Consider the following 25,105-nt stretch of genomic DNA (forward strand, 5'->3'; position numbering starts at 1 on the left):
ATGAACATGATTGAAAAAACACTGGGAAACCGGTATACAATTCTTGAGGAAATTGGTGGCGGAGGTATGGCGGTAGTATATAGAGCCCGTGATACCCTGCTGAACCGGATAGTAGCCATAAAGGTTTTACGCCCCGAGTTTTCCGGGCATAATGATTTTGTCAGGAGGTTTAGAAGGGAGGCTCAGGCTGCAGCCAGCCTTTCTCATCCCAATATCGTAAGCATTTATGATGTAGGCCAGCAAAATGGGCTTTACTATATTGTAATGGAATACATTGAAGGCAAGACATTGAAAGAGCTTATAAAATTGAAAGCTCCCATGCCGCCCATGGAAGTCATCGAGATAGGAAAGCAAATTTGTGATGCCCTGGAATGTGCCCATAAAAACAAGATAGTACACCGGGATATCAAATCCCACAATATAATTATTACTCCCGAAGGAAGGGTAAAGGTGGCTGATTTCGGCATTGCTAGAGCAACCGCCGATACAACTATCACAAATACAGGCAGCGTGTTTGGTTCTGTTCATTATTTTTCTCCAGAACAAGCAAGAAGTGATATGGTAGATGAACGCTCCGATATATATTCCCTTGGAGTGGTGCTATACGAAGCCCTGGCAGGCAAACTCCCCTTCGAGGGTCAAACCCCTGTGGCCATTGCATTAAAGCAAATACAGGATAGTCCCTCACCTATTTCAAATATAATACCGGGTTTTCCTGAAGAACTGGAGGCCATTATTGAAAAATGTATGGCCAAGTCACCGGATGAAAGGTTTCAGAGCGCTGCAGAACTTAAAAGGGAGTTAAACGAAGTCTCTCAGCACTCCGATATTGTAAACTTTAAGCCATCGGAACTGGAGCATACATTGGTTCTGAACAATACTCAAAAAGAGCAATTTTCAAAAACTTCTCCGAAAATCCAGAACTCCGTTTCCCGAAAAGCCAGGAAGTCATCAATCTTTAGAAATATAGCCATAGTTTTATTAGTAATAGCATTGTTTAGCGCGTTTTCGTACCTTGGCGCCGTCTGGGCCCGAAAATATTTTGAGGTGCCTGAAGTCAGCGTTCCAAATGTCATAGGTAAATCCGAAGAAGAAGCATCAGCCGAACTTGCCCAAAAGAATCTTAAATATACTGCCGATAGAGTTTTTGACAAAGCGCCTGACGGACAGGTAATTGATCAGGACCCAAAGGGAGGAGAAACTGTCAAGGTGAATCATCCTCCTATAAGCCTTGTCATCAGCAAGGGGCCGAAAACCAGCAAGGTTCCCAGGATTGTCGGCTCGAGCGAACAGGATGGTATTGCTATGCTGACTAATAACGGTTTTGCAGTGGGCAGTATCTCCAGGGAATATTCCGATGAATTTCCCGAGGGTGTAATCCTCGATCAGAACCCCAGGGCGGACCTATCACTTCCTGAAGGAACTGCCATAAATTTCACCGTGAGCCTTGGCCCTGAAATAAAACAGTCAAATACACCTGTATTAATAGGCAAGACACTGGATGATGCAAAAAAACTACTGGAAGAACAGAAATTACAGATAGGTACCATCACCAAAAAATCCAGTGATGCCGTTCCGGAAAACACAGTTATGGATCAAAGCCCCAGACCCGGTGACCCCATAGGTCCGGAAGGAACCGTAGACCTTGTTGTAAGCAGCGGTCCGCTAAAAATAAAAAAATTAAATTTAAGCATACCTTTGCCTTCAAAACCCTCAGAGTTTGCCATCAAGGTTATTGTATCGGATGACCTCGACGAAAACCGGCTGGTATATAATAAAAGGCATACTCCCCAGGACAGCCCCTTAATTATTCCCATTGAAGGGGCAGGGGTTATGAATGTGGAAGTATGGCTTGACAATACACTACTTCTAAAAGAATCCTATTGATTCGATATTTTTTAAGGGAGAGGTTTGCCATGATTAAAATTGCTCCTTCTATATTATCAGCGGATTTTGCTTGTTTAGGGGAAGAGGTTAAAAAAGTAGAAGATGCCGGAGCCGATCTTCTGCACATTGATGTTATGGATGGTCATTTTGTCCCGAATCTTACCATCGGGCCTCCTGTCATATCGTGCCTGAAAGGCAGGACCTCTCTACCTTTTGATGTGCATTTGATGATTGAAAATCCGGAAAAATATGTGGATGACTATATAAACGCTGGGGCTCAAATACTGACTGTCCATATAGAGGCCAGCGTTCATATTCACAGGTTGCTGGGCTATATTAAAAGCAAGGGAGTGACCCCCGGCGTTGCATTAAATCCGGGTACACCCCTGGCGGACCTCGAATATATTCTAGACCAGGCTGGTATGATACTGATAATGAGTGTCAACCCGGGGTTTGGAGGACAAACGTTTATTCCTCAAATAAAAGACAAAATTAAAGCCCTGAAGGCCATGTTGAATTCCATGAGTCTTGACATTCCCATAGAAGTGGATGGAGGAATAAACGAGAAAAATGCGAAAGAGATCATAGAAGCCGGAGCGGATATCCTGGTAGCGGGTTCGGCTATATATAATGCACCTGATCCATCAAAAGTAATAAGGCATATGAAAGAAAAAAACCCCCTGTAAGGGGTTTTTTTGTGTCAGAAACAAATGCTCATGAATATAAATAATATATGAGGATTTTCAGGACCGGGGGGGTGGCGAAGTGTGGAAAAGACTGGATTTTAAGAAGATCCTGGGAATTGTAGCAGCTATATCGGGAGCGGCGATCTTGATTTTAAGCATGCCTTCGTGGATATGGATGATGGCTCTGGGCGGTTTTTTAATCTGGTTCGGGTGGATATTATTTACTACCAATCGGTAAAGGGGGAAGGTATATGCGTATCTATGTTTTGAAATTACCCAAAGGCATAGGCCGGATTGTTAAAAAGATACTGGGGTTGTTCGGGCATAAGAATGAGTAAAAATAAAAGCGTGCTGGAAATGCACGCTAATTTTATTGGGCTCTCTGGACCTTTCCTGAACGAAGGCATCTCGTACAGATGCTTATTCTTTTAATGGTACCGTTGACATTTACCTTTACACGGCGGATATTCGGGGCCCACACTCTCTTAGACCTTATATGGGAATGGCTGAGCTGAATACCTTTTCTGGGAAGTTTACCACAGATCTCGCACTTTGCCACTTTTGCACCTCCTTTACATACAAAGCTATTTTACCACATAAATGAAGGCTCTGCAATAAATGAATCTAAGTTGTTAAAAAAAAGTTAAAAATGTATTATAATAGATTTAGAAGCACGGTGTTTCTTTAAAAAAAGGAAGGGAGGTACCACCTTGAAAAATATTATAAAGAATAGCCTGGGAGAAATCGAAATATCTAGGGAAGTAATAGCGCTTCTAGCAGGCAATGCGGCCATGGAATGTTACGGTCTGGTTGGCATGGTTTCCCGTAAAATGAGCGACGGTATAACCGAACTCCTGGGGAGGGAAAATCTGGGTAAGGGAGTGGAAGTCCAGTTAACCGATGACAAGCTAGTAATTGATTTATACATAATAGTTCAATACGGTACCAAAATAAATGAAGTTGCCAGCAATGTCATTGAAAAGGTGCATTTTAACCTTAAAAACATACTGGGTTTTGATCCCGACAAAATAAATGTGGTAGTTCAGGGAATAAGGATAAAGTAAATTGGGAGGTTTTTGGTTTTGAGTTACAACAGAATCAATGGGCACCTATTAAAAAAAGCAATTATACATGCGGCTTACGTTTTAAGACAGAATAAAAAAGTGGTGGATGCGTTAAATGTGTTTCCCGTACCCGATGGAGACACCGGAACAAATATGTCCCTCACAATGGACCAGGCTGCGGGTGAACTGCAAAAACTTCAGTCGGATGAGTTAAAAAAAGTTGTGGATACAGCGGCCTGGGGTTCGTTGATGGGAGCCAGGGGTAACTCCGGAGTCATACTTTCACAGCTTTTCAGAGGTTTTTCTCAAAGTATATCTTCCAATAAACAAAGCATATCTCCCCTGGAATTCGCCCAGGCTTTTAAAAGTGGGGTAGATTCGGCTTACAGAGCGGTTATCCGTCCCGTTGAAGGGACAATACTGACGGTGGCCAGGGAAATGGCTGATAAAATGCTGGCAGATTCCAGAAAAATCGATGATATGGAAAAAATTTTTGCCAATGCATTGAGTTACGGTGAAAAAATTCTGGCCAAAACTCCCGAAATGCTGAAAGTATTAAAAGAAGCAAAAGTGGTGGATGCAGGTGGAAAAGGCCTAATTTTTTTAATGCAGGGATTTCTGGAGGCTCTTGAAAATCCTGATTTAACGGAAAGTGCTTTGGAACAAAAAGCGGAAAAGACCGATGCATTTGAATTCAGAGATGCTGAAGATACAATCAAATTTACTTACTGTACCGAACTTTTTATCAGGGGAAGGGATATCGATCTGGATTTACTTAAACAGGAGCTTTCCGACCTCGGCGACTCCATTATTGTTACGGGCATGGAGGGTGTTGCAAAGATACATATTCATTCCAATCATCCCGGAGAGGTTATGGAAACGGCCTTAAAGTGGGGAGAACTATCCAATATCAAGGTAGACAACATGAAAATCCAGCACAGGGAACTGATTAAAAAACAGGAAACAGACGTTTCGCATGATGTTGAGGATATGCACCAACCCCAAAAAACCGAAAAGAAAACAGGTATTGTTGCGGTTTCCCAGGGCCAGGGGTTGAAAGACATTTTCATAAGTCTCGGTGCCGATGATGTGATTGAAGGCGGGCAGACCATGAACCCCAGTACCGAAAACATATTGTCAGCCATCGAAAAAGAGCCTTTCGAAAATGTCATAATTCTTCCAAACAATAAAAATATTATAATGACTGCCGAGCAGGTAAAACTCATAAGTAAAAAAAATATTTATGTGCTGCCCACAAGGTCGGTGCCTCAGGGAATAGCGGCCCTGCTGGCTTTTAATCCAATGCTTTCTATAGATGATAATCTGGCCGGCATGAGTCAAAACATTAAAAATGTTGTGACAGGTGAAGTCACTTATGCCGTGAGGGATTCCCAGTGGAACGGGACTAAAATAAAACAGGGAGATGTAATCGGCATAAAGGATGGCCAGCTAATCGTGGTGGAAAGGGATAAGGAGAAAGTATTGCTGGCTTTGATAGATGAAATGGTCCGGGGTAAGGAGTACGGAATAATTACTATATATTACGGACAGAATGTCGATGCTTCATCCATACAAAACATAAGTGATGAGCTTTCGGCAAAATATGCTAATTTTGACATTGAATATTATAACGGAGGCCAGAGCCTGTATTATTATATTGTTTCTGTGGAGTAGATAGGCGAGGTGGTCCTTTTGGAGTTGTCATCCGAAATAAAAAATATAAAGGGTGTAGGGCCTACAAGAGCTAAATTATTAAATAGACTGGGGATAAAAACTGTCGAGGATGCTTTATTTTTTTTCCCAAGAGACTATATCGATCTGATGCCTTTGAAATTTTCGCAGGGCAGTGAGGAAAAAACCGGCGCCTTTCCGTGCATAGTAAAAGACTCGGCCATAGAAAAAAAGGCAAAATCGGGAATCCGACTTACACTGGTGCCGGTATCTGATGGAAAAAATAAAGGCCATGCGGTTTTTTTTAACCAACCGTACATAAACAGGAATTTTCGCCGCGGCGACAGACTTTTGTTGATAGGGAAAGTCAGAAAAAACTATGGGGAATACGAGATAATAAGCCCTGAGTGGCAAAAATTTGATAAAAATAATCCCATTACACTGGACAGAATCAGCCCCATATATCCTCTCACCAAGGGGCTTTCTCAAAAAATATTGAGACAGATTATGAAAAGTGCGCTAAAAGAAATTTCCGAAATACAGGAAATCTTACCTGAAGATATTATTAAAAAATTCAATTTGATTTCCAGAAAAGAAGCTCTAAAAAATATACATTTTCCTATAAGTTTTGAAATGCTGGAAAGAGCCCGTGTCAGGTTTATTTTTGAGGAACTTCTCCTGTTTCAATTGGCTATGGCACAAACCCGGCGAGAGTTTGTCGGTGATAAAAGAAAAAATGTATATACCAATTTTGATATAACCCCTTTTTTGTCCACACTTCCGTTTACACTGACTCCCGGTCAGGAAAAGGTTATCGGGGATATAATAAGCGATTTAAAAAGTGAGCAAAATATGAACAGGCTTATACAGGGCGATGTGGGTTCCGGTAAGACTGTAATTGCCAGCATTGCGCTGTATTTGGCCGTGAAAAATGGTCTGCAGGGCGCTTTTATGGCTCCCACGGAAATCCTGGCAGAACAGCATTTTCTAACCTTGGAAAAATTCTTGAGTCCCCATAGAATAAAAGTGGACATATTAAAAGGTGGGATATCCAGAGCCGAAAAAGACCGTATTCTTGAGAATTTAAAAAAAGGCAGTACCGATGTGATTGTTGGAACCCATGCTATAATTCAGCAGGATGTGGAGTTTTTTAAACTTGGAATGGTGATAACCGATGAACAGCACAGGTTTGGTGTGAAACAGAGGCAAGAACTGGTTAAAAAGGGGTATTACCCCGATATACTTGTAATGAGCGCCACACCCATTCCCAGGACTCTGGCACTGGTATTGTACAGCGACCTTGATATTTCTGTCATAGATACCGTTCCTTCGGGACGACAGGAAGTTGATACATATGTAGTGGGAAACGATATGAGGAAAAGAGTTTATGATTTTATGGCCCGGGAAGTTGAGAAAGGCCATCAGGTGTTTGTGGTCTGTCCTGCCGTGGAAGAAAACGATCTGAATGTTTCAAACGTGGAAGACCTGGGCGCACGCTTAAAAAAAGAATACCCGGCTTTGAAAATCCAGGTATTACATGGGAAAATGAAAAATGACGATAAAGATAGAATTTTAAAAGATTTCCTTTTAAAAAAAATTCAGGTGCTGGTCTCCACTACCGTGGTTGAAGTGGGAGTGGATGTGCCGTGGGCCACACTAATGATAGTGGAAAATGCTGAAAGGTTCGGTATGGCACAACTGCACCAACTAAGGGGTCGGGTTGGCAGGAGCCATTTAAAATCCTACTGTATTTTGATATCCGATTCAAAAGAAGAAACCGCCAGGTCTCGTCTGAAGTATATGATGAAAAGCCATGACGGTTTTGAAATATCTCAGATAGACCTTGAAATGAGAGGCCCGGGAGAATTTCTCGGGGTCAAACAGCATGGCTTTTTTGAGTTCAAGCTTGCAAATCTTATAAGGGATGTCAGGCTGCTCGAAAGTATAAAATTGCTTGCCTCAGATATAGTAGAAAAAGGCTACCTGTTACTTCCAGAGTATAAGGACCTTGCTAAGGTTCTTAAAGAAAAAATGAAAATTTAAAAAATTCTAAATGCACTGATTGGCTTGAAAGGTATATTGTTCTAGTATATAGACTTTTACACGGGTTATATTATAAGTACGATAGTAAAGGAGGTGACAAAAATGGCATTAGGACAAAAGAGAAATAAACTCGTAATCCCTGAGGCCAACAAGGCTATGGAGCAGTTCAAAACAGAAGTTGCCAGGGAAGTTGGTATCACCGCTCCTGCTGACGGCTATTGGGGCAACTATTCATCGAGGGATTGTGGCGCTGTTGGAGGCCACATGGTAAGAAGAATGATCGAGGACTACGAAAGACGTTTGAGTGGTGGAGGCACAACTCAATAAAATAGAAATTTATAAAAAGAACAGACTCAGGATTGAGTCTGTTCTTTTTTATCATGCGGCTAGTTTTGTAAAATTAAATGTCGGCAGCCATGCTGCCGACATTGGGAGAGGAGAAACCGGAGGAAGAGCTTATGGGGAAAGTTTGTTACGTTAATATTATCTACAAATATAAAGATAATTATACAATTAAACCCAAAAAAATAAATTTTTTTTTATTCGTTTTAAAGAGTTGTGTAATATGTTAGAATATATCCTAGACATAACAATGGATGGTGCCTGTTATGAGGATTGTAGGTGGAATTCATCGTGGCAGAAAAATAAAATCTCCCCGGGGAAGGACCACCAGGCCCACTCCGGATATGGTCAGGGAAGCACTGTTCAATATATTAAACCAGAAAGTAGTGCAATGCCGCTTTCTGGACATCTTTGCGGGAACGGGTGCGGTGGGCCTTGAGGCTTTGAGCAGGGGGGCGGATTTTGCGGCTTTTATAGAACAAGACCACGTGGCCTGTAAAGTGATTTTTGAGAATCTCAAAAATCTAAATTTGCTCAGTAAAGCCGAGGTTTTATGTTACGATGCTATGGAAAGCATGAAAAAACTGGAGAAAAAAGATGAATCTTTTGATATAATTTTTTTAGACCCGCCCTATTATAAAAACGAAATCAATCCATGCCTTGAATATTTACGCTATTCTAGAATTTTAAAACCGGAATCCGTTATTGTTATTCAGCATGCATGGGATATTTCTCTTGAATACGACGGTTTTGTGTATATAAAACAAAAAAAATATGGTAAGACAATTCTGTCTTTTTTGATTAAGGAGGAAAAATCGTGAGTACAGCTATATACCCCGGAAGTTTTGATCCAATAACTTATGGCCATTTAGACATTATAGAAAGGAGTGCAAGGTTTTTTGATAGGTTGATTGTCGCAGTTTTATCAAATCCGCAAAAACAACCTCTTTTCACCGCTGAAGAAAGGGTTGAAATGATTCGAGATTCTGTAAAACACATTTCCAATGTGGAAGTGGAAAATTTTCAGGGCCTTCTGGTAGATTTTGCAAGACTAAAAAAGGCAAGAATTATAATCAAAGGGCTCAGGGCGGTATCAGATTTTGAATATGAACTTCAAATGGCTCTTATGAATAAAAAGCTTGATGATGATATTGAAACCTTTTTTATGATGACCAGTGCAAAATACTCGTATCTTTCTTCCAGTGTAGTTAAAGAGGTGGCAAGATTCGGGGGGTGTATCCGTAATCTTGTACCCCCTGTGGTGGAAAATCATTTGAAACAAAAATTGATTTCGTTAGAATCAAAATCTACTAAATAGTATTGGGGGTTTTTCAATGGAATGCTATAAAATAATTGAGCAAATTCAGGAAATCATAAATTCGAGTTCTAAGATTCCTTTTTCCAACAAGGTTGTCATTGACCAGGCACAAATACTGGATTTAATTGATGAGCTTTTGAGATTACTGCCCGATGATTTGAAGAAAGCCCAGCGGATAATTGAAGAACGCCAGCAGATTTTAATAGAAGCACAAAAAGAAGGCGAAATGATAATTAAAGAGGCTAAGAATCACATTGAAAAAATGGTAAATCAGGAAGAAATAATCAAACTGGCCAAGGAAAAATCTGAACAGATACTTTCATATGCAAAACAAACTGCCCGGGAGATACGGGCAGGAGCCAACGACTATGCCGATGAAGTCCTGAGCCAGTTAGAACAGCACCTGGAAAAGGTGCTTGAAACCGTGAGAAAAGGAAGGGAAGAATTGAATCAAAAAAGATAACTATTTTTTTATCACTTTAAAGCCTACTACCTCGAACCCCTTTAATAGATGGACAATAACCGAAATAAATAAAACCAGAATGAACAACAATATGAAAACTTCTGTAGAAATCTTGAAAATGGAAATCCAGCTTTCTGAATTAGGCTGGGGAACGGCGGCAAAAACGGGCATCACAAGTGAATTATAACTATTTATAGGAACAACCATTAAAAGATAAGTTACTATTCCCGCAAGAACGGCATGTAAAACCCTGGCAATAATATAAGGGGCTATTCGAATATCGGTATCGCTTACCATGCTTATGACCTGGAAATGAACAGACAATCCGCTCCAGGCAATTATGCTACTGGCTATAATAACTCTCTGCACCAGAGGAGCTGTGGCGGCACTGGCCAATTTTGTACCAAGAGTGATTTCGAAGATACCGCTGAGTATGGCAGGAGAAAGACTTACATCCAATCCTAAAATGTTTAGCATAATGTTTATAACAGGGCATATCATGCTTATAAATCCTGCTACGGTGACTATTCTGATTAAAACAGAAAAAAGTATGATAAATCCCAGGATAAGGAGCATGGAGTTTATGGAGTCTTTTATACAATCCCCCAGTAATTGGCCAAAAGGCCTGTTATCTTCTTTTCGTGCCCTTAAAAGTTCACGGGTAGCCTTTAAAAAAATACTCTCGCGTTTATTTATGAAAGCCACCGTTGGAGTTATCTCGGCCTTTGGAGCATAAAATCGCATGATAATACCCAGCAAAACGGCCGAGATATAATGTGAAATGGCAATTATAGAACCCAGCCTCACGTCATTGAACATTCCCACCGCCACTGCTCCCACCATGAAAAGAGGATCGGCGGTGTTTGTAAACGACATAAGGCGTTCGGCTTCCCGGGCATTACATAGTTTTCTTTTTACCAGTTTACCTGTTAGCATTGCACCCACCGGATACCCGCTGGCCAGGCCCATAGCCATAACAAAGGAACCGACTCCCGGTACATTAAAGAGAGGCCGCATAAATGGCTCCAGCAAGACTCCCATAAAATGAACCACACCCAGGCCCATCAAAAGCTGTGAACCTATAAAAAAAGGCAGCAAAGCCGGGAGAACCACATTGAACCAGACATCAAGCCCCTCAACGGCAGCATCGAAGGCATCGTCCGGATATCTGACAATTGAAACGGTAATGATTACCGCAACTGCCGGCAGAAGTAGCTGATATAACTTAGAAATTCTTTTTCCGGATATTTTTAAGCTCATATTTTAGGCCTCCCAAGTGTAATTTTCTTTTATTTTTATATATAATATATATTGCTGAGAAGGACTTAATATTCTTATGAGGTGAGTGTCCCGATGCAAAGACCGGTGGTAGGTTTGGCGCTTGGCTCCGGTGCAGCAAAAGGTTATGCCCATATCGGGGTGTTACAGGTGTTTGAGCGGGAGAAAATACCGGTGGATCTGATAGTGGGTTCAAGTATAGGAAGCTTGATAGGGGCTCTTTATGCGTCAGGCATAAATCCTGTTTTGCTGGAACGTCTGGCCTATCAGATACGAAGGAGGCATTGGGTGGACATTTCCGTTCCCAAAAAGGGCCTTATTGCCGGCAATAAGATCGAAACAATTTTAAAATTACTCACAAAGAATATGGATTTTGAACAGCTTAAGATTCCGCTTGGAGTAATGGCCACAGATCTTTGCTCCAAAAAAAGTATATTAATAAAGGAGGGCAATGTAGCATCGGCGGTGAAGGCCAGTATAGCTATACCGGGAATATTCTGCCCTGTGGAGGTAGGGGGTAAAATCCTGGTGGATGGAGGAGTGCTGGAAAGGGTTCCAGGAAGCCAGGCCAGAATGATGGGGGCTGAACTTGTGATAGGAGTTGAACTGGGTTTTGGTAACTATTCACCCCCAAAAAATATTTATGATATACTCATTCAAACTTTTGATGTGATGGGAAGGGAAATACAGACATTGAAACAATATGATTGCGACGTTTTGATTACCCCTGAACTTTCCGATGTGGACGGCCTTGCTTTTAACCAGGTTGAAAAATGTATTTGTGAAGGCCGTAAGGCTGCAGAAAAAGCCCTCCCCCAGATTTTGAAATATTTGAGAAAGAAGGTTGGCGCCCTTGAAAAGTAGTTTTTTAAAACGGTATTTGCGTACAATCATTATCATAGCTATAGCACTTGTAGCATTAAATTACTATTTGAGTAAAAATTATACTATAATCGCCCCCGGTATAACGGTGGATTTGAAAAATATTATTACGGTGGAAAACGGTTCAAAAAATGAAAAGGGTTCTTTTTTTTTAACGACGGTATCCAGCAGGTCATTAGATTTACCTCTTTTAATTATTGCTGCGGTGGATCCATATATAAATATTGAAAAAAAAGAACAGATGATACCACCCGGCTGGGACATGAAAAAATATATGGAATACATGAAGAGATGGATGGAAGAAAGCCAGAAAATCGCAGAGGTAGTGGCGCTGAAAAAGGCGGGCTACAGCCCTGAAATCCGGGGAGACGGGGCCCAGGTGGTGGAAATTATGCCCGAAAGCCCCGCTAAAAATAAGATTTTTCCGGGAGACATCATTAAAAAAGTTGATGGTGAAAAAGTCAACCTGGCGGATGAAATGGTAAAAAAAGTAACGGCTCATAAAATTGGTGAAAATGTAGCTCTTGAAGTTGAAAGAAAGGGTAAAATTCTCGAAATAACGGTGCCGACCATGGAAAGCGGCAGTGAAAAAGGCAAAGCCGTTATTGGAGTATATATAACCACTCTGAACTGGAAACCCATCCTGCCCCTAAATATCAAGATTGATACCGGAGAAATTGGCGGTCCTTCAGCTGGAAGCATGTTTGCGCTGGAGATATTAAACCAGCTCTCCCCTGAAGACCTTACAAAAGGCAAAAAGATTGCAGGCACAGGGACCATCAGTCTCAACGGGGATATAGGGGAGATAGGTGGTATACAGCAAAAAGTTGTGGCTGCCCACCGGGATGGAGCCGAGATATTTTTTGCCCCGGAAAAAAATGCAAAAGATGCGATGGAAGCAGCCAAAAAACTTGGTATAAAGGTGGTTTCTGTAAAAAAGCTTGATGATATCCTGGATTATCTTTCAAAATTAAAATGAAATAACCCTTCGGGTAAAATCCGAGCCGCCTTTTCTGAGGGACTGGTTTTTAAAGGCAAGGGCATATATGTCCGATGAAAGAAGGTCTATCTCAAACATTTGCCGTGCATAGTACTCCAGGTCTTTATATTCCGAAGCTCTGGTTATAATCGGGTTTGAAGACCTGGTTTTTATTTGTTTCAAAATATATGAACCCTTAGAAGTAAATCCGAGAATTCTAAAATACAGGGGATTTCTGGTGGAAACAATATCCTTTTTTATATTCAGCAAAATGTGAATCAGGATTCTGTTGATTTTGGTTTCGGGATACCGCCTGGTTTTTGTTTGAAGTATGAGCTGTTCTATATTTTCGCTGTTTTTTGCGGCTGCTATTAGTCTATTTTCTAAACCCTCGCTAATATCGAAAAAAGCACTCAAATCCTGTTTTGGCATGCGGCGCAGAACATAAAGAATCATTGTTTCAAAGTCTTTCAAGAACACAGGGCCTCGGCCTGAGTCAATTTCTTTCCTTATGGTTCTAAAACAAAAATCAGGCATATTTTTTGCAAGCGTATCCCACTGTTGTGGTTTATTGTCCCGGAAGGCTTTCCTAATAGCAGATGCGCTAGAATAAAACCCGGTCAGATTTTGTTCATTGTAACCTCCACCTTTTCTTATGACAGGAAAGAGGGAAAAGTCTGCTTTTATTTTAATAATAGCTTTTATGTACTCCAGGGCAAGTATGGAATTGGGCATTTTTAGCATCTTAGATATAGCTTCCATGTCATACCCGCAGCTGTGTGATGTTAAAAATTCTTCTATTGCTTTTTGCCTGGCTAGAGGAAAAGATATACCTTGCTTAAGATTTTTTTTAATCATCTCTTTTAGAAGAACAGGTTCCTGGGCCAGGAGCTTACCGAGGGCAAAAAATTCCCTTTCGTGGTACTGCTCTATACCGAAACTGAGTATATTGACCACTCTCGTTTGATAAAGAAGCCTTACGGCACTTTCTGCAAAAATTTCCGCAGTGGCTGTAGAGAAGCATACAGGCAGTTCTATAACAAGGTCCGCACCGGCATTTAATGCCATTTCAGCCCTGGCCCATTTGTCAAAGATGGCAGGCTCGCCTCTCTGGACAAAATTTCCACTCATAACACACACAACACCATCCGGCTTTAACTGCGATTTTATTTGATTAAGATGGTATAAATGCCCGTTGTGCAGGGGGTTATATTCAGCGATTACTCCAACAATATTCATACACTATCCTCCAAACTTTAAATTTAATCTATTATATAACAAAAAAAAATTTTTATTAAGAAGGAAATTTGTATTTTATATCGAAATTCTCTTTTTGTGTTATACGCGCTGGTTTTTTGGGGGTATTTTGTATCGCATAAATAAAATTGTGGAACAAAAACTAACAAAAGAACGTAAAAAAATAAATTTATTTAAAGAGAGGAGATTAAACATGGATTTGATTGAAAAAATCAGGCAGCGTGCCAGGGGCACCAATAAGACCATTGTTCTTGCCGAAGGCATCGATGAGCGAACCCTTAAAGCGGCTGAGGTTATTAAAAAGGAGAATATAGCAAAGACCATTCTGCTGGGAAACGAAAAAAAGATTAAAGAGCAGGCAGAAGGAAAATATGATATTTCGGGCATTGAAATTATTGACCCTCAAACATCTCCCAAAACCCAGGAATATGCATCCCTTTTATATGAACTAAGAAAGCAAAAGGGTATGACAATTGAAAAAGCGACCGAATTGGCCAGGGATCCCATATGGTATGGAACACTGATGGTTAAGAGCAAGGATGTGGATGGCATGGTGGCAGGTGCCATAACAGCCACTGCAGACCTCTTTAGACCGGCTTTTCAAATCATCAAGACAGCTCCGGGAATAGGCGTGGTGTCCAGCGCGTTTATCATGATAGTGCCGGACTGTGAATATGGCTCCAATGGCATAATGCTCTTTGCCGACTGTGCCATTAATCCCAACCCGAATGCACAGCAGCTTGCCGAAATCGCTATTTCTTCGGCAAAGACATGGAAAGCCTTGATGGACGATGACCCCAGAATAGCTATGCTCTCATTTTCAACAAAGGGCAGTGCCCAGCATGAAATGGTGGACAAGGTGATAGAAGCCACACGCATCGTTAAAGAAAAGGCCCCCGATTTAATGGTGGACGGTGAACTTCAGGCGGATGCGGCTCTGGTTCCTAAAGTGGCTAAAACCAAGGCTCCCGATAGCAAAATAGCAGGCCATGCTAACATCATGATATTCCCTGAATTGGAAGCGGGAAATATCGGATATAAACTGGTGCAGCGCCTGGCCAAAGCTGAAGCGGTAGGTCCCATCAGCCAGGGTTTGGCCATGCCCATAAATGACCTGTCCCGCGGATGCAGTGCTGAAGATATCGTGAATGTGGTTGCAATTACAGCGCTGCAGGCAAGCAATATGTAATCAATTATAAAATATTATAAAATATAAAAAGGGAGGTTTTCACTTGAAAGTTCTGGTTATAAATTGCGGCAGTTCATCACTGAAATACCAGTTATTCAATATGGAAAATCAATCGGTGCTGGCAAAGGGCATTGTAGAAAGAATAGGCCTGGAAGGTGGCATGCTCAAGCATCAGCCTGCCAATAAAGACAAAGTGGAGATATCCGAAAATATTCCCAATCACAAAGTCGCGGTCAAAATGATGCTGGATGCCCTGCTGGACAAAAAACACGGGGTTCTGGAAAATATATCGGAAATATCGGCGGTAGGACACAGGGTTGCTCATGGGGGTGAAAAATTTGCAAGACCGGTATTGATAAATGATGCGATACTTGAAGGATTAAAGGAATGTATTCCATTAGCACCTCTTCATAACCCGGCCAATGTACTGGGTATAGAAGCGGTACGTCAGATACTGCCGGAAACGCCGATGGCGGCAATATTTGATACGGCATTTCATCAAACAATTCCGGAACATGCTTATATATATGGAATTCCTTATGAGTTATATAAGAAATATTCAATAAGAAGATACGGTTTTCATGGTACATCCCATCGATACGTTTCTATGCAAGTCGCACGATTTTTGGGGAAACCTATAGAAGACTTGAAAATTGTTACCCTTCACTTGGGGAATGGATCAAGTATATCTGCCGTAAAAAACGGCAAGTCTATAGAAAACAGCATGGGCTTTACTCCGTTAGAAGGGATAGTTATGGGTACCCGTTGTGGGAGCATAGACCCTTCTATAGTGTTTTTCCTTATGGAAAAGGAAGGAATATCTCTGGATAAGATAAATGATTATTTAAATAAGAAGTGCGGAGTGCTGGGGATTTCGGGCGTCAGCAGCGACTTTAGGGATTTAGAGGATGCAGCGGCTGCGGGAAATACCAGAGCGAAATTGGCCCTGGACGTATTCGCATATCAGGCTAAAAAATATATCGGTTCCTATGCCGCAGCCATGAATGGACTGGATGCCATTGTGTTTACCGGAGGCATCGGTGAAAATTCCATAAGCATACGCAGGATGATTTGTGATGAAATGGACTATTTTGGTATAAAAATTGATGATGCCAAAAACAATGTAAGAGGAAAAGAGGCTGATATTTCTGCGGATGGTAGCAAAACCCGTGTTCTCGTCATTCCCACCAATGAAGAATTGATGATAGCCCTTGATACGGTTTCTCTTATATAATTTTCTTGACATAAAGAAAATGTGTCTATATAATAATTGTTAGTGTTTTGAGGTGAATCCAAGTGAGGCTATCTCTAGCAAGAGTAAAACAATCCGAGGGCAATGTCCTGGATTTCAAGTTTGAGGAAAATATCAGGCAGATCAAGGTTAAGCAAGAAGATTTGAACTTTGCCGAACCGGTAAGGGTGGAAGGCAGAGTGGAGAATATCGGAGATAGGATTTTAGAGGTCCAGGGTTCGATAAAAACTTCTGTGGAAGATTCTTGCTATAGATGCCTTGCAAAAATCCGGGTGAATCTAAACATAAGTTTTTGTTTTAAATTTAGTGATGTTCCCATTGAATTCGACGAAGAGGAAATAATCCCATTTTCAGGAGATGAAATTGAACTTCGGCCATATATATTAAATGAGATTATACTTAACTGGCCGGGTCAAATACTCTGCAAACCCGATTGTAAGGGAATATGTCCTCACTGCGGCGCCAATTTGAACATAACCGCGTGCCACTGTAAGGATGAGGAGATAGATCCCCGTTTGTCGGTCTTAAAACAATTTCTGGAAAGGGACTAGAATCGAGGAGGTGCAAGAATGGCCAATCCAAAACACAGGACATCCAAATCCAGAAGGGATATGAGAAGAAGCCAATGGAAGTTGGCCGCTCCGGCTTTTGCGGAGTGTCCCCAGTGCCACCAGCCTAAGCTGCCCCATCGGGTATGCCCCAACTGTGGTTATTACAAAAATCGCGAGGTATTGAAAGTCGAAGCCGAATAAATTTTAAACCCCTGCTTGAATGAAAGCAGGGGTTTTGATTTTTAAACCCGGTGCATTTAAAAAACTTCTGGTGAAATATTGATTTTATGGTAAAAGTATTATATACTTTTAATAGCTGCTCTTAAAAGCAAGTATTGTTTTGGGGTGATTATATTGACGAAAAAAGGGTTATCAAAAAAAGAAAGACAGGAGCGCCTTAAGCAAATCCTCAGCGATGACCCTTTTTTAAACGATGAAGAACTGGCTGAAAAGTTTCAGGTCAGCATACAGACTATAAGACTGGATAGGATGGAACTCAAACTGCCCGAACTTAGAGAGAGGATTAGAAGCGTGGCCAGGCAAAACTATTCCAAAGTTCGTTCTATTGATGTAAAGGAAATAATAGGCGAACTTGTGGACCTGGAACTTGATAAAAGAGGAATATCCATCCTGGAAACAACTCAGGATATGACTTTTGGTAAAACAAGAGTTATACGTGGAGATATAATTTTTGCCCAGGCCAATTCCCTGGCTATAGCAGTAATCGACGCCAATGTGGCTTTGACGGGAGTGGCTAACATAAAATACAAGCTGCCGGTATATGCGGGGCAAAAGCTGGTGGCTAAAGCTGAAGTGACCAGGGTCAGGGGAAATAAAAAATTCGTTTTTGTCAGGATCTTTGTAAAGCAGAAGGAAGTTTTTAGAGGCAAATTTATACTGGTATCACTTGATGATGAGGTGAAACAATGAAAATCATAGTAGATGCCATGGGCGGGGACAATGCTCCTAGGGAAACGGTGCTGGGGGCTGTTAAAGCCTGTGAGGAAACAGGTATAAAGATTATTCTGATAGGAAGAAGTCAAGAAATCGAGCCCCTTCTCAATGAGAAAAACAGCAAAAATATTGAAGTGGTAGATGCCCAGGAAGTTATAACTAATGAGGAATCACCCGTTACCGCCATCAGAAGGAAAAAAGAGTCGTCCATAGTAAAAGGCCTTGGCTTATTAAAGGAAAAAAAGGCCGATGCCATGGTATCGGCGGGCAGCACCGGAGCTTTGATGGCCGGTGGTTTATTTATCCTTGGACGCTTTGAGGGGGTCGACCGTCCTGCCATCGCAGTTGTGATTCCCTCAAAAAAAGATCCGGTACTGCTTTTAGATATAGGTGCCAATAGTGAGGTAAAGCCCAATAACCTTGTTCAGTTTGCATTAATGGGCAGCATTTACGCCAGAGAAGTGTTGAAAAGAAAAGATCCCAGGGTAGGCCTATTAAATATAGGCGTGGAAGAGGAAAAGGGCAGTTCAGTTATTAAATCGGCGTACTCTTCACTAAAAATGATTAAAGACATAAATTTTGCAGGGAATATAGAAGCCAGGGATTTTTTTAATCAAAACGCTGATGTGGTTATTTGTGATGGTTTTACAGGAAATATATTTTTAAAGACCGTGGAAGGTTTCGGAATGTTTATTTTTGACAGGTTAAAACAGGAAATCAAGAAAAACATTACATATTCACTGGGAGCTTTATTGCTCATGCCGGCCATGAAAGCAGTAAAATCCAGCCTGGACTATTCGGAGTATGGAGGTGCGATGTTTTTGGGTCTCAATGGGGTCCTCATAAAATGCCATGGCTCTTCAGATAGAAAAGCTATTTATAATGGAATAAAAGCGGCAAAAAGATATGCGGAAGCTAATATCAATAATAAATTGAAAAAAAGTCTTGAAATAAACACAGAAGGGAAGATTTGACTTGAAAAAAGCAGGCATAATCGGCATTGGCTCATATGTTCCTGATAAGGTTCTTTCTAATTTTGATCTTGAAAAGATGGTAGATACATCAGACGAATGGATCAAAACAAGAACAGGTATTTCCTTCAGGAGAATCGGACCGGAAAATGCGTGTACATCAGACCTGGGAGTCGAAGCCGCAAAAAGGGCACTGGAAAATGCAAAACTTTCTCCTGAAGATGTTGATTTGATTATAGTAGCTTCAGCCAGTCCTGACATGATATTCCCCTCTACCGCCTGCATTATACAGAGTAAAATAGGTGCCGTCAATGCTGCTGCTTTTGATATTCAGGCGGGGTGTACCGGATTTGTATATGCACTGACCTCAGCGGTTCAATTTATCGGCACGGGATTATATAAAAACATCCTGGTAATCGGTGCGGAAATGCTTTCCAGGATAACCGACTGGAAAGACAGAAACACATGTGTTCTGTTTGGAGATGGTGCCGGAGCTGCTGTTGTGAGTGAAGTTGAGGAAGGCGGTATCCTCTCAAGCGTTCTGGGGGCTGATGGTACCGGGGCTGATTTGTTAGCACTTCCGGCAGGAGGTTCAAAAGAGCCTGCAAATCCGGATACCATAACAAACCGCAGGCATTATATCAATATGAACGGCAATGAGGTTTTTAAATTTGCAGTCCGGATACTGGAAGAGGCCGCAAGGAAAGCGGCGGAAAAAGCAAACCTGACCATAGAAGATGTGGATTTTATCATTCCGCACCAGGCCAACATCAGAATCATAGATGCTGCTATAAAGCGGCTTAAATTCCCCCGAGAGCAGGTGGTGGTAAATCTAGACAAATATGGAAATATGTCATCGGCTTCCATACCTGTAGCTCTGGATGAAGCATATAGGGATAAAAAAATAAAAAAGGGCGATAAATTGATTCTGGTGGGGTTTGGAGCGGGTCTAACCTGGGGAGCCAATCTACTGGAATGGAATCTGGAAGATTAGGAGGGAGTCTATGGGCAATATTAGTATTGTCACTGACAGCACCGCAGATCTTTCCCCGGAACTTTTGGAGAAATATAACATTACTGTGGTACCTCTAAAGATTTTTTTTGGAGATGAAGAATTTCATGAAGGAGTGGATATTACTCCGGCCCAATTTTATGACAAACTGCGGACATCACCTCATCATCCAAGAACTTCTCAGCCTTCCCCGGCCGAATTTGCTGCGTGTTATGAAAAACTCTCTCAAAAAGCCGACCATATTATTTCAATACATCTTTCAAGCAAATTAAGCGGCACGTACCAATCGGCGGTCCTGGCAAAAGATATGGTAAAGGTACCGGTGGATGTCATAGACTCAAAAGGGGCGTCCATGATGATCGGTTTCACGGTACTGGAAGCGGCCAAAGCTGCAAAAGAGGGGAGGGACCGGCAAAGTATCCTGCACCTTATTGATGACATGATAAGAAAAATAAAGGTTTACTTTGTAGTAGATACTCTTGACTATCTCCAAAAAGGCGGCCGCATCGGAAAGGCATCGGCTTTTCTTGGCAACCTTCTTAACATAAAACCCATGCTAACCATAAAAGACGGTCTGGTAGCTCCGGTAGAAAAAATTCGCGGCAAAGCCAGGGTGTTGGATAAGCTTTTAGAAAAAGTATCCATGGATGCAAGTAATGTTCCCTTAACTGGCACTGTCATCCATGCAAGCTGTAAAGATGAAGCTGAAAGATACAAAGAAATATTTGAGAAACACTTCAATTTCAAGGAACTAACCATCTCCACCATTGGGGCGGTCATTGGAACCTATACCGGCCCCGGGACCATAGGAATTATCTATTATTAATTAATTAGGGAGGATTCATATGTTTCATACTGAAGTCTGCGACCTTCTTGGAATAAAGTATCCAATAATCCAGGGGGGGATGGCATGGGTGGCTACTGCCGAACTAGCCGCTGCAGTATCCAACGGCGGCGGTCTCGGTATAATAGGTGCTGGAAATGCTCCGGCCGATGTGGTTAGGGACCAGATAAGAAAGGCAAAAGCCCTGACGGATAAACCTTTTGGAGTAAATGTCTACTTTATGTCGCCCTTTGTAGATGATGTGATGAATACCATCATTGAAGAAAAAGTTGCCGTGGTAACCACGGGCGCCGGTAACCCAGGAAAGTATATACCGCGACTGAAAGAAGCCAATATAAAAGTGATCCCGGTAATAGCTTCTGTAGCCCTGGCTCAGAGGCTTGAAAAAATCGGAGTAGATGCCCTTATTGCCGAGGGAATGGAGTGCGGCGGCCATATTGGGGAACTAACCACCATGGCTCTGGTTCCCCAGGTGGTGGATGCGGTTCATATTCCCGTAATAGCTGCTGGAGGCATCGCCGACGGCAGAGGATTTATAGCTGCCTTATCCCTCGGAGCCAAAGGAATCCAGATGGGTACCAGATTTGTATGTGCAACTGAATGTACCGTTCATGACAATTACAAAAATGCAATATTAAAGGCTAAAGATAGAAGTACAGTAGTGACGGGAAGGCCTACAGGCCACCCTGTTAGAGTATTGAAGAACAAACTGTCCCACCAGTTTGAAACCCTTGAAAGCCAGGGAGCAGACATTAAGGAACTTGAGGCTCTGGGAACGGGGAGGCTAAGGGCTGCCGTGGTAGATGGAGATGTGGATAACGGTTCAGTCATGGCGGGCCAGATAGCCGGCATGGTAAACGATGTTAAGCCTGCGGCGGAAATAATAGAGGGTTTAGTGAACGAAGCAAAACAGGTTTTAGATAATATGGCAAACAATCCGGGATGGAGGTAGTGTCTATGGCGAAAATAGCATTTTTATTTTCGGGACAGGGAGCTCAGTATGTGGGTATGGGCAAGGATCTGTATGATAATTTTCCTGTGGCGAAAAGGGTCTTCGAGCAGGCGGATAATTCATTAAATTTTAAGATTTCCAGTGTATGTTTCGAAGGTCCCGAAGATAAATTAAAAGAAACGGTCAATACCCAACCTGCCATATTGACGCACAGCATGGCATGTTTTTCGATACTTAAAGAAGAAGGCATCCTTCCAGATGTAGTGGCTGGCCTCAGCCTTGGAGAGTATTCTGCCCTGGTGGCGGCAGAATCTATAAATTTTGAGCAGGCAGTTCCATTGGTCCAAAAGAGGGGGAAATTCATGCAGGAGGCCGTACCCCTAGGGTCTGGCACCATGGCTGCAATCCTGGGCCTTGACAAAGAGGCTATTATGGAAATATGTCAGCAGGCGTCCGGGGTAGGCAAGGTGGAAGCCGCAAACTTTAACTGTCCGGGCCAAATCGTAATCGCCGGTGAGGTAAAAGCCGTGGACAGGGCTGTGGAACTTGCAAAGCAGCGTGGAGCAAAAAGGGCCATGATCCTGGCGGTAAGCGCTCCTTTCCACTGCAGCCTGCTGAAGCCTGCAGAGGAAAAGCTTGCAAAAGAGCTGGATAAAGTGGAAATAAAAAATACAAAGATACCTGTTGTTTCTAATGTAAATGCGGACTTTATACACGAAGCTTCCGACATAAAAAAACTGCTGATAAAACAGGTAAGTTCACCGGTGTTATGGGAAGACAGCATAAGAAAAATGATTGAGAGCGGTGTAGACACCTTTGTAGAACTCGGACCGGGTAAAGCGTTGACAGGATTTGTAAAAAAGGTGGATAAAAATCTGGTCACCTTAAATGTGGAAGATACCCAATCCCTAAAAAATACCTTGAGTTATTTTGGAGGTAAGATTTAATGGAACTTTCCGACAAAGTATGTATAGTAACCGGGGGTTCCCGGGGAATAGGGCGTGCCATTTGTATCGAAATGGCCAGGGCCGGGGCTACCGTAATAGTAAATTACTGCTCCAACGAAAAGGCGGCCATGGAGGTAGTATCAGAAATAGAGAACCTTGGTCAGGAGGCTTATGCCCACAAAGCCGATATTTCCGACTTTGGGCAGGCGGTAAAAATGATAGACGAAATCCATAGCAAATTCGGACATATAGATATACTGGTGAACAATGCCGGTATTACAAGAGATGCATTATTGCTCAGGATGAGTGAAAAAGATTGGAATGATGTAGTTACAACAAATTTGACAGGCGTTTACAACACAACAAAGGGTGTTGTGAGATACATGGTCAAGCAAAAGCAGGGAAGAATCATCAATATCTCATCCATTGTCGGCATTTATGGCAATACCGGCCAGGTTAATTATGCCGCAGCAAAAGCGGGGATTATTGGTTTTACCAGAGCCCTGGCAAAAGAACTGGGAAGCAGGAGTATCACCGTCAATGCCATTGCCCCCGGATTTATTAAGACAGATATGACTTCTTCCATAATTGAAAAAAGCGCAGGGATAGAGGAAAAAATTCCTTTAAAAAGGCTGGGGACCCCCGAAGATGTGGCACATCTGGCGGTTTTCCTGTCATCTTCCAAAGCGGAATATATTACCGGCCAAATAATAGCTATTGACGGGGGGCTTACTTTATAATATCTTTAAATTGGAATAAAATATATAAAAGTAATCATAATATGCTACTGGAGAAGGGGGGTGAAGAAAGTGGAAGTACTGGATAAAATAAAAAGAATTATAGCCGAACAACTGGGTATTGATGAGGATGAGGTGGTACCGGAAGCTTCTTTCATCGATGATCTGGGAGCCGATTCTCTTGACATTGTGGAATTGATTATGGCTTTTGAAGAGGAGTTTGATCTGGAAATCCCCGATGAAGATGCGGAGAAGATAAAAACGGTTCAAAATGTAATAGATTACATAAAGAATCACACCGCATAGCCTCAAAAAGTCCCGTATCAATTACGGGACTTTACTTTAGAAAGTCCAGGGGCCAGGCCCCTTTAACCGTAGATATAGATATAATACTTTACCGGGAGGAAACTTATGGAAAAGAAACGAGTGGTTATTACAGGGATAGGAGTTATCTCTCCTGTAGGAACAGGAAAGGAAAAATTCTGGGATTCCCTGATACAGGGGAAATCCGGCATAGATTTGATTACAAGGTTCAATTGTGATGATTTTCCCACAAAGATCGCAGGGGAAGTGAAGGATTTCAATCCTGAAGATTATATCGAAAAAAAGGAATTAAAGCGGCTGGACAGGTTTACACAGTTTGCCATAGCTGCTACTAAAATGGCCCTTGAAGATTCAAGATTAAATCTTTCCTCTATAGACAACGACAGGGTCGGAGTTGTCATGGGATCTGGCATAGGCGGAAGCGAGACATGGGAAGAGCAGCATAATACCCTGATCGAAAAGGGGCCGAAAAGAGTAAGTCCTTTTTTCATCCCCATGATGATTGCCAATATGGCCTCGGGGCAGGTATCCATGGCCTTCAATCTCAAGGGGCCTAACTTTACAGTGGTTACGGCCTGCGCCTCCGGGACCAATGCCATAGGCGAGGCTTTCCGCATTCTCCAGAGAAATGATGCGGATATCATGGTGGCCGGGGGTACTGAAGCACCCATTACTCCACTCTCCCTGGCAGGCTTTTCATCCATGAAAGCCCTATCTACTCGCAATGACGAACCTCATAAAGCCAGCAGGCCTTTTGATAAAGATAGGGATGGTTTTGTCATGGGAGAAGGCGCGGGAGTCATGATACTGGAAACACTGGACCATGCTTTGAAGAGAAATGCCCACATATACGCTGAAGTTATAGGATACGGCACCACCGCCGACGCATACCACCTGACTCAACCTGCACCCGAAGGCGAAGGGGCGGCAAGAGCCATGAAAGCTGCCATTGACGATGCGGGGATAAAACCCGGACAGGTGGATTATATTAATGCTCACGGAACTTCTACACCGCTAAACGACAAGTTCGAAACACTGGCTATTAAAAACGCTTTTGGTGAACATGCATACAATCTGGCCATAAGTTCTACAAAGTCCATGACTGGACACCTCCTCGGAGCTGCCGGGGCAGTGGAAATGATAGCAACGGTATTTACTGTGACCAGCGGGGAAATTCCCCCCACCATCAACTACGATTGTGCTGACCCGGAATGTGATTTGAATTATGTGCCCAACAAATCCGTAAAAAAGGATATATCCATTGCCATGTCCAACTCCATGGGTTTTGGTGGCCACAATGCCTGCGTGATTGTAAAAAAATATTGATTTGGGTGTAAAAAGTCGTTTTAGGTGATTGTGACGGCCTGGCTCCTGACCGTTCAGCCAGACGTTCTAAAGCTTGCTCCTTCGCTTCGCAGGGTTACGCCGGCAATTCGGCGTCCTGCCTCAATGCCGGCCGGCATGCATCCGTGCATGCCGCCCCTGCTCCGCTCGTTTCGAGC

28 protein-coding genes are annotated in these 25,105 nt (G+C 42.3%); 25 read left to right on the forward strand and 3 right to left on the reverse strand.

Annotation, left to right across the window (positions count from 1 at the left end; genetic code table 11):
* Nucleotides 1-6: 6 nt before the first annotated feature.
* The 3 genes from pknB to D2962_RS17495 all read left to right on the forward strand — a co-directional run bounded on the left by pknB (nucleotide 7) and on the right by D2962_RS17495 (nucleotide 2,811).
* Nucleotides 7-1,887: a Stk1 family PASTA domain-containing Ser/Thr kinase gene (pknB, locus tag D2962_RS07030; RefSeq protein ID WP_120766649.1), complete on the forward strand. Its 1,881-nt coding sequence runs from the start codon at nucleotides 7-9 to the stop codon at nucleotides 1,885-1,887.
* Between the two features lie 29 nt (nucleotides 1,888-1,916).
* Nucleotides 1,917-2,573 (forward strand): ribulose-phosphate 3-epimerase, encoded by a 657-nt coding sequence (gene rpe, locus D2962_RS07035; RefSeq protein ID WP_120766650.1) that lies wholly within the window; start codon nucleotides 1,917-1,919, stop codon nucleotides 2,571-2,573.
* A 79-nt stretch (nucleotides 2,574-2,652) separates the two neighbouring features.
* Nucleotides 2,653-2,811 carry a hypothetical protein gene (locus D2962_RS17495; protein ID WP_162991139.1) on the forward strand — a complete coding sequence of 53 codons (159 nt, stop codon included), beginning with the start codon at nucleotides 2,653-2,655 and terminating at the stop codon, nucleotides 2,809-2,811.
* 132 nt (nucleotides 2,812-2,943) lie between these two features.
* Here the strand turns inward: D2962_RS17495 and rpmB are convergent, their stop codons facing one another.
* Entirely contained in the window at nucleotides 2,944-3,132 is a 189-nt protein-coding gene (rpmB, locus tag D2962_RS07040; RefSeq protein WP_120766651.1) for a 50S ribosomal protein L28, read from the reverse strand.
* A gap of 151 nt (nucleotides 3,133-3,283) precedes the next feature.
* Between rpmB and D2962_RS07045 the strand changes: the two genes are divergently transcribed.
* From D2962_RS07045 to D2962_RS07075, 7 genes are all read left to right on the forward strand, one after another.
* Entirely contained in the window at nucleotides 3,284-3,637 is a 354-nt protein-coding gene (locus tag D2962_RS07045) for an Asp23/Gls24 family envelope stress response protein (RefSeq protein ID WP_120766652.1), read from the forward strand.
* Nucleotides 3,638-3,655: 18 nt separating this feature from the next.
* Complete coding sequence (locus tag D2962_RS07050; RefSeq protein WP_122014587.1) at nucleotides 3,656-5,311, forward strand: DAK2 domain-containing protein; 1,656 nt, start codon at nucleotides 3,656-3,658, stop codon at nucleotides 5,309-5,311.
* Between the two features lie 9 nt (nucleotides 5,312-5,320).
* The gene (recG, locus tag D2962_RS07055; RefSeq protein WP_245984949.1) at nucleotides 5,321-7,351 is read left to right on the forward strand and encodes an ATP-dependent DNA helicase RecG; all 2,031 of its coding nucleotides are present in this window, start codon (nucleotides 5,321-5,323) and stop codon (nucleotides 7,349-7,351) included.
* Between the two features lie 102 nt (nucleotides 7,352-7,453).
* The gene (locus tag D2962_RS07060; RefSeq protein ID WP_120766655.1) at nucleotides 7,454-7,678 is read left to right on the forward strand and encodes an alpha/beta-type small acid-soluble spore protein; all 225 of its coding nucleotides are present in this window, start codon (nucleotides 7,454-7,456) and stop codon (nucleotides 7,676-7,678) included.
* Between the two features lie 281 nt (nucleotides 7,679-7,959).
* Nucleotides 7,960-8,514, forward strand: coding sequence for a 16S rRNA (guanine(966)-N(2))-methyltransferase RsmD (gene rsmD / locus D2962_RS07065; RefSeq protein WP_122014589.1), 555 nt, complete (start codon nucleotides 7,960-7,962; stop codon nucleotides 8,512-8,514).
* Nucleotides 8,511-9,011 carry a pantetheine-phosphate adenylyltransferase gene (coaD, locus tag D2962_RS07070; protein WP_120766778.1) on the forward strand — a complete coding sequence of 167 codons (501 nt, stop codon included), beginning with the start codon at nucleotides 8,511-8,513 and terminating at the stop codon, nucleotides 9,009-9,011. The genes rsmD and coaD overlap by 4 nt, the downstream gene beginning before the upstream one ends.
* Nucleotides 9,012-9,027: 16 nt before the next feature.
* Nucleotides 9,028-9,474, forward strand: coding sequence for an ATP synthase subunit B family protein (locus D2962_RS07075; RefSeq protein WP_120766779.1), 447 nt, complete (start codon nucleotides 9,028-9,030; stop codon nucleotides 9,472-9,474).
* On the opposite strand, the gene ylbJ is transcribed toward D2962_RS07075, so the two are convergent.
* The gene (gene ylbJ, locus D2962_RS07080; protein WP_120766780.1) at nucleotides 9,475-10,734 is read right to left on the reverse strand and encodes a sporulation integral membrane protein YlbJ; all 1,260 of its coding nucleotides are present in this window, start codon (nucleotides 10,732-10,734) and stop codon (nucleotides 9,475-9,477) included.
* A gap of 93 nt (nucleotides 10,735-10,827) precedes the next feature.
* Between ylbJ and D2962_RS07085 the strand changes: the two genes are divergently transcribed.
* Together D2962_RS07085 and D2962_RS07090 are read left to right on the forward strand one after the other, a co-directional pair.
* A complete protein-coding gene (locus D2962_RS07085) occupies nucleotides 10,828-11,616 on the forward strand; it encodes a patatin-like phospholipase family protein (RefSeq protein ID WP_122014590.1) in 789 nt (262 codons plus the stop codon).
* Nucleotides 11,606-12,613, forward strand: a complete 1,008-nt coding sequence (locus D2962_RS07090) for a YlbL family protein (protein ID WP_245984951.1) — start codon at nucleotides 11,606-11,608, stop codon at nucleotides 12,611-12,613. Before D2962_RS07085 ends, D2962_RS07090 begins: the two co-directional genes overlap by 11 nt.
* On the opposite strand, the gene D2962_RS07095 is transcribed toward D2962_RS07090, so the two are convergent.
* Nucleotides 12,605-13,852, reverse strand: coding sequence for a nucleotidyltransferase (locus D2962_RS07095; protein ID WP_122014592.1), 1,248 nt, complete (start codon nucleotides 13,850-13,852; stop codon nucleotides 12,605-12,607). The genes D2962_RS07090 and D2962_RS07095 overlap by 9 nt on opposite strands.
* A gap of 181 nt (nucleotides 13,853-14,033) precedes the next feature.
* On the opposite strand from D2962_RS07095, the gene pta reads away from it, so the two are divergent.
* From pta to fabF, 13 genes are all read left to right on the forward strand, one after another.
* Complete coding sequence (gene pta / locus D2962_RS07100; RefSeq protein WP_342774532.1) at nucleotides 14,034-15,059, forward strand: phosphate acetyltransferase; 1,026 nt, start codon at nucleotides 14,034-14,036, stop codon at nucleotides 15,057-15,059.
* Nucleotides 15,060-15,102: 43 nt separating this feature from the next.
* Nucleotides 15,103-16,293, forward strand: coding sequence for an acetate/propionate family kinase (locus D2962_RS07105; RefSeq protein WP_122014593.1), 1,191 nt, complete (start codon nucleotides 15,103-15,105; stop codon nucleotides 16,291-16,293).
* A gap of 62 nt (nucleotides 16,294-16,355) precedes the next feature.
* On the forward strand, nucleotides 16,356-16,862 hold the full coding sequence (locus D2962_RS07110) for a YceD family protein (protein WP_162991140.1): 507 nt from the start codon (nucleotides 16,356-16,358) through the stop codon (nucleotides 16,860-16,862).
* Nucleotides 16,863-16,880: 18 nt separating this feature from the next.
* Nucleotides 16,881-17,063: a 50S ribosomal protein L32 gene (gene rpmF / locus D2962_RS07115; protein WP_120766786.1), complete on the forward strand. Its 183-nt coding sequence runs from the start codon at nucleotides 16,881-16,883 to the stop codon at nucleotides 17,061-17,063.
* 153 nt (nucleotides 17,064-17,216) lie between these two features.
* Nucleotides 17,217-17,792 (forward strand): transcription factor FapR, encoded by a 576-nt coding sequence (gene fapR, locus D2962_RS07120; protein WP_120766787.1) that lies wholly within the window; start codon nucleotides 17,217-17,219, stop codon nucleotides 17,790-17,792.
* A complete protein-coding gene (gene plsX / locus D2962_RS07125; RefSeq protein ID WP_120766788.1) occupies nucleotides 17,789-18,790 on the forward strand; it encodes a phosphate acyltransferase PlsX in 1,002 nt (333 codons plus the stop codon). The genes fapR and plsX overlap by 4 nt, the downstream gene beginning before the upstream one ends.
* A gap of 1 nt (nucleotide 18,791) precedes the next feature.
* Complete coding sequence (locus D2962_RS07130; RefSeq protein ID WP_120766789.1) at nucleotides 18,792-19,781, forward strand: beta-ketoacyl-ACP synthase III; 990 nt, start codon at nucleotides 18,792-18,794, stop codon at nucleotides 19,779-19,781.
* A gap of 10 nt (nucleotides 19,782-19,791) precedes the next feature.
* Entirely contained in the window at nucleotides 19,792-20,625 is an 834-nt protein-coding gene (locus D2962_RS07135) for a DegV family protein (protein WP_120766790.1), read from the forward strand.
* A gap of 19 nt (nucleotides 20,626-20,644) precedes the next feature.
* Nucleotides 20,645-21,595 carry an enoyl-[acyl-carrier-protein] reductase FabK gene (gene fabK, locus D2962_RS07140; protein ID WP_120766791.1) on the forward strand — a complete coding sequence of 317 codons (951 nt, stop codon included), beginning with the start codon at nucleotides 20,645-20,647 and terminating at the stop codon, nucleotides 21,593-21,595.
* A gap of 5 nt (nucleotides 21,596-21,600) precedes the next feature.
* A complete protein-coding gene (fabD, locus tag D2962_RS07145; protein WP_122014595.1) occupies nucleotides 21,601-22,542 on the forward strand; it encodes an ACP S-malonyltransferase in 942 nt (313 codons plus the stop codon).
* Nucleotides 22,542-23,282 (forward strand): 3-oxoacyl-[acyl-carrier-protein] reductase, encoded by a 741-nt coding sequence (gene fabG / locus D2962_RS07150; RefSeq protein WP_120766793.1) that lies wholly within the window; start codon nucleotides 22,542-22,544, stop codon nucleotides 23,280-23,282. Before fabD ends, fabG begins: the two co-directional genes overlap by 1 nt.
* Nucleotides 23,283-23,351: 69 nt before the next feature.
* Complete coding sequence (acpP, locus tag D2962_RS07155) at nucleotides 23,352-23,585, forward strand: acyl carrier protein (protein ID WP_120766794.1); 234 nt, start codon at nucleotides 23,352-23,354, stop codon at nucleotides 23,583-23,585.
* Nucleotides 23,586-23,690: 105 nt separating this feature from the next.
* Nucleotides 23,691-24,929, forward strand: coding sequence for a beta-ketoacyl-ACP synthase II (gene fabF / locus D2962_RS07160; protein WP_122014596.1), 1,239 nt, complete (start codon nucleotides 23,691-23,693; stop codon nucleotides 24,927-24,929).
* Nucleotides 24,930-25,105 lie beyond the last annotated feature (176 nt).

The sequence above is a fragment of the Biomaibacter acetigenes genome (assembly GCF_003691585.1).
In the GTDB taxonomy this organism is placed as follows: domain Bacteria; phylum Bacillota; class Thermosediminibacteria; order Thermosediminibacterales; family Tepidanaerobacteraceae; genus Biomaibacter; species Biomaibacter acetigenes.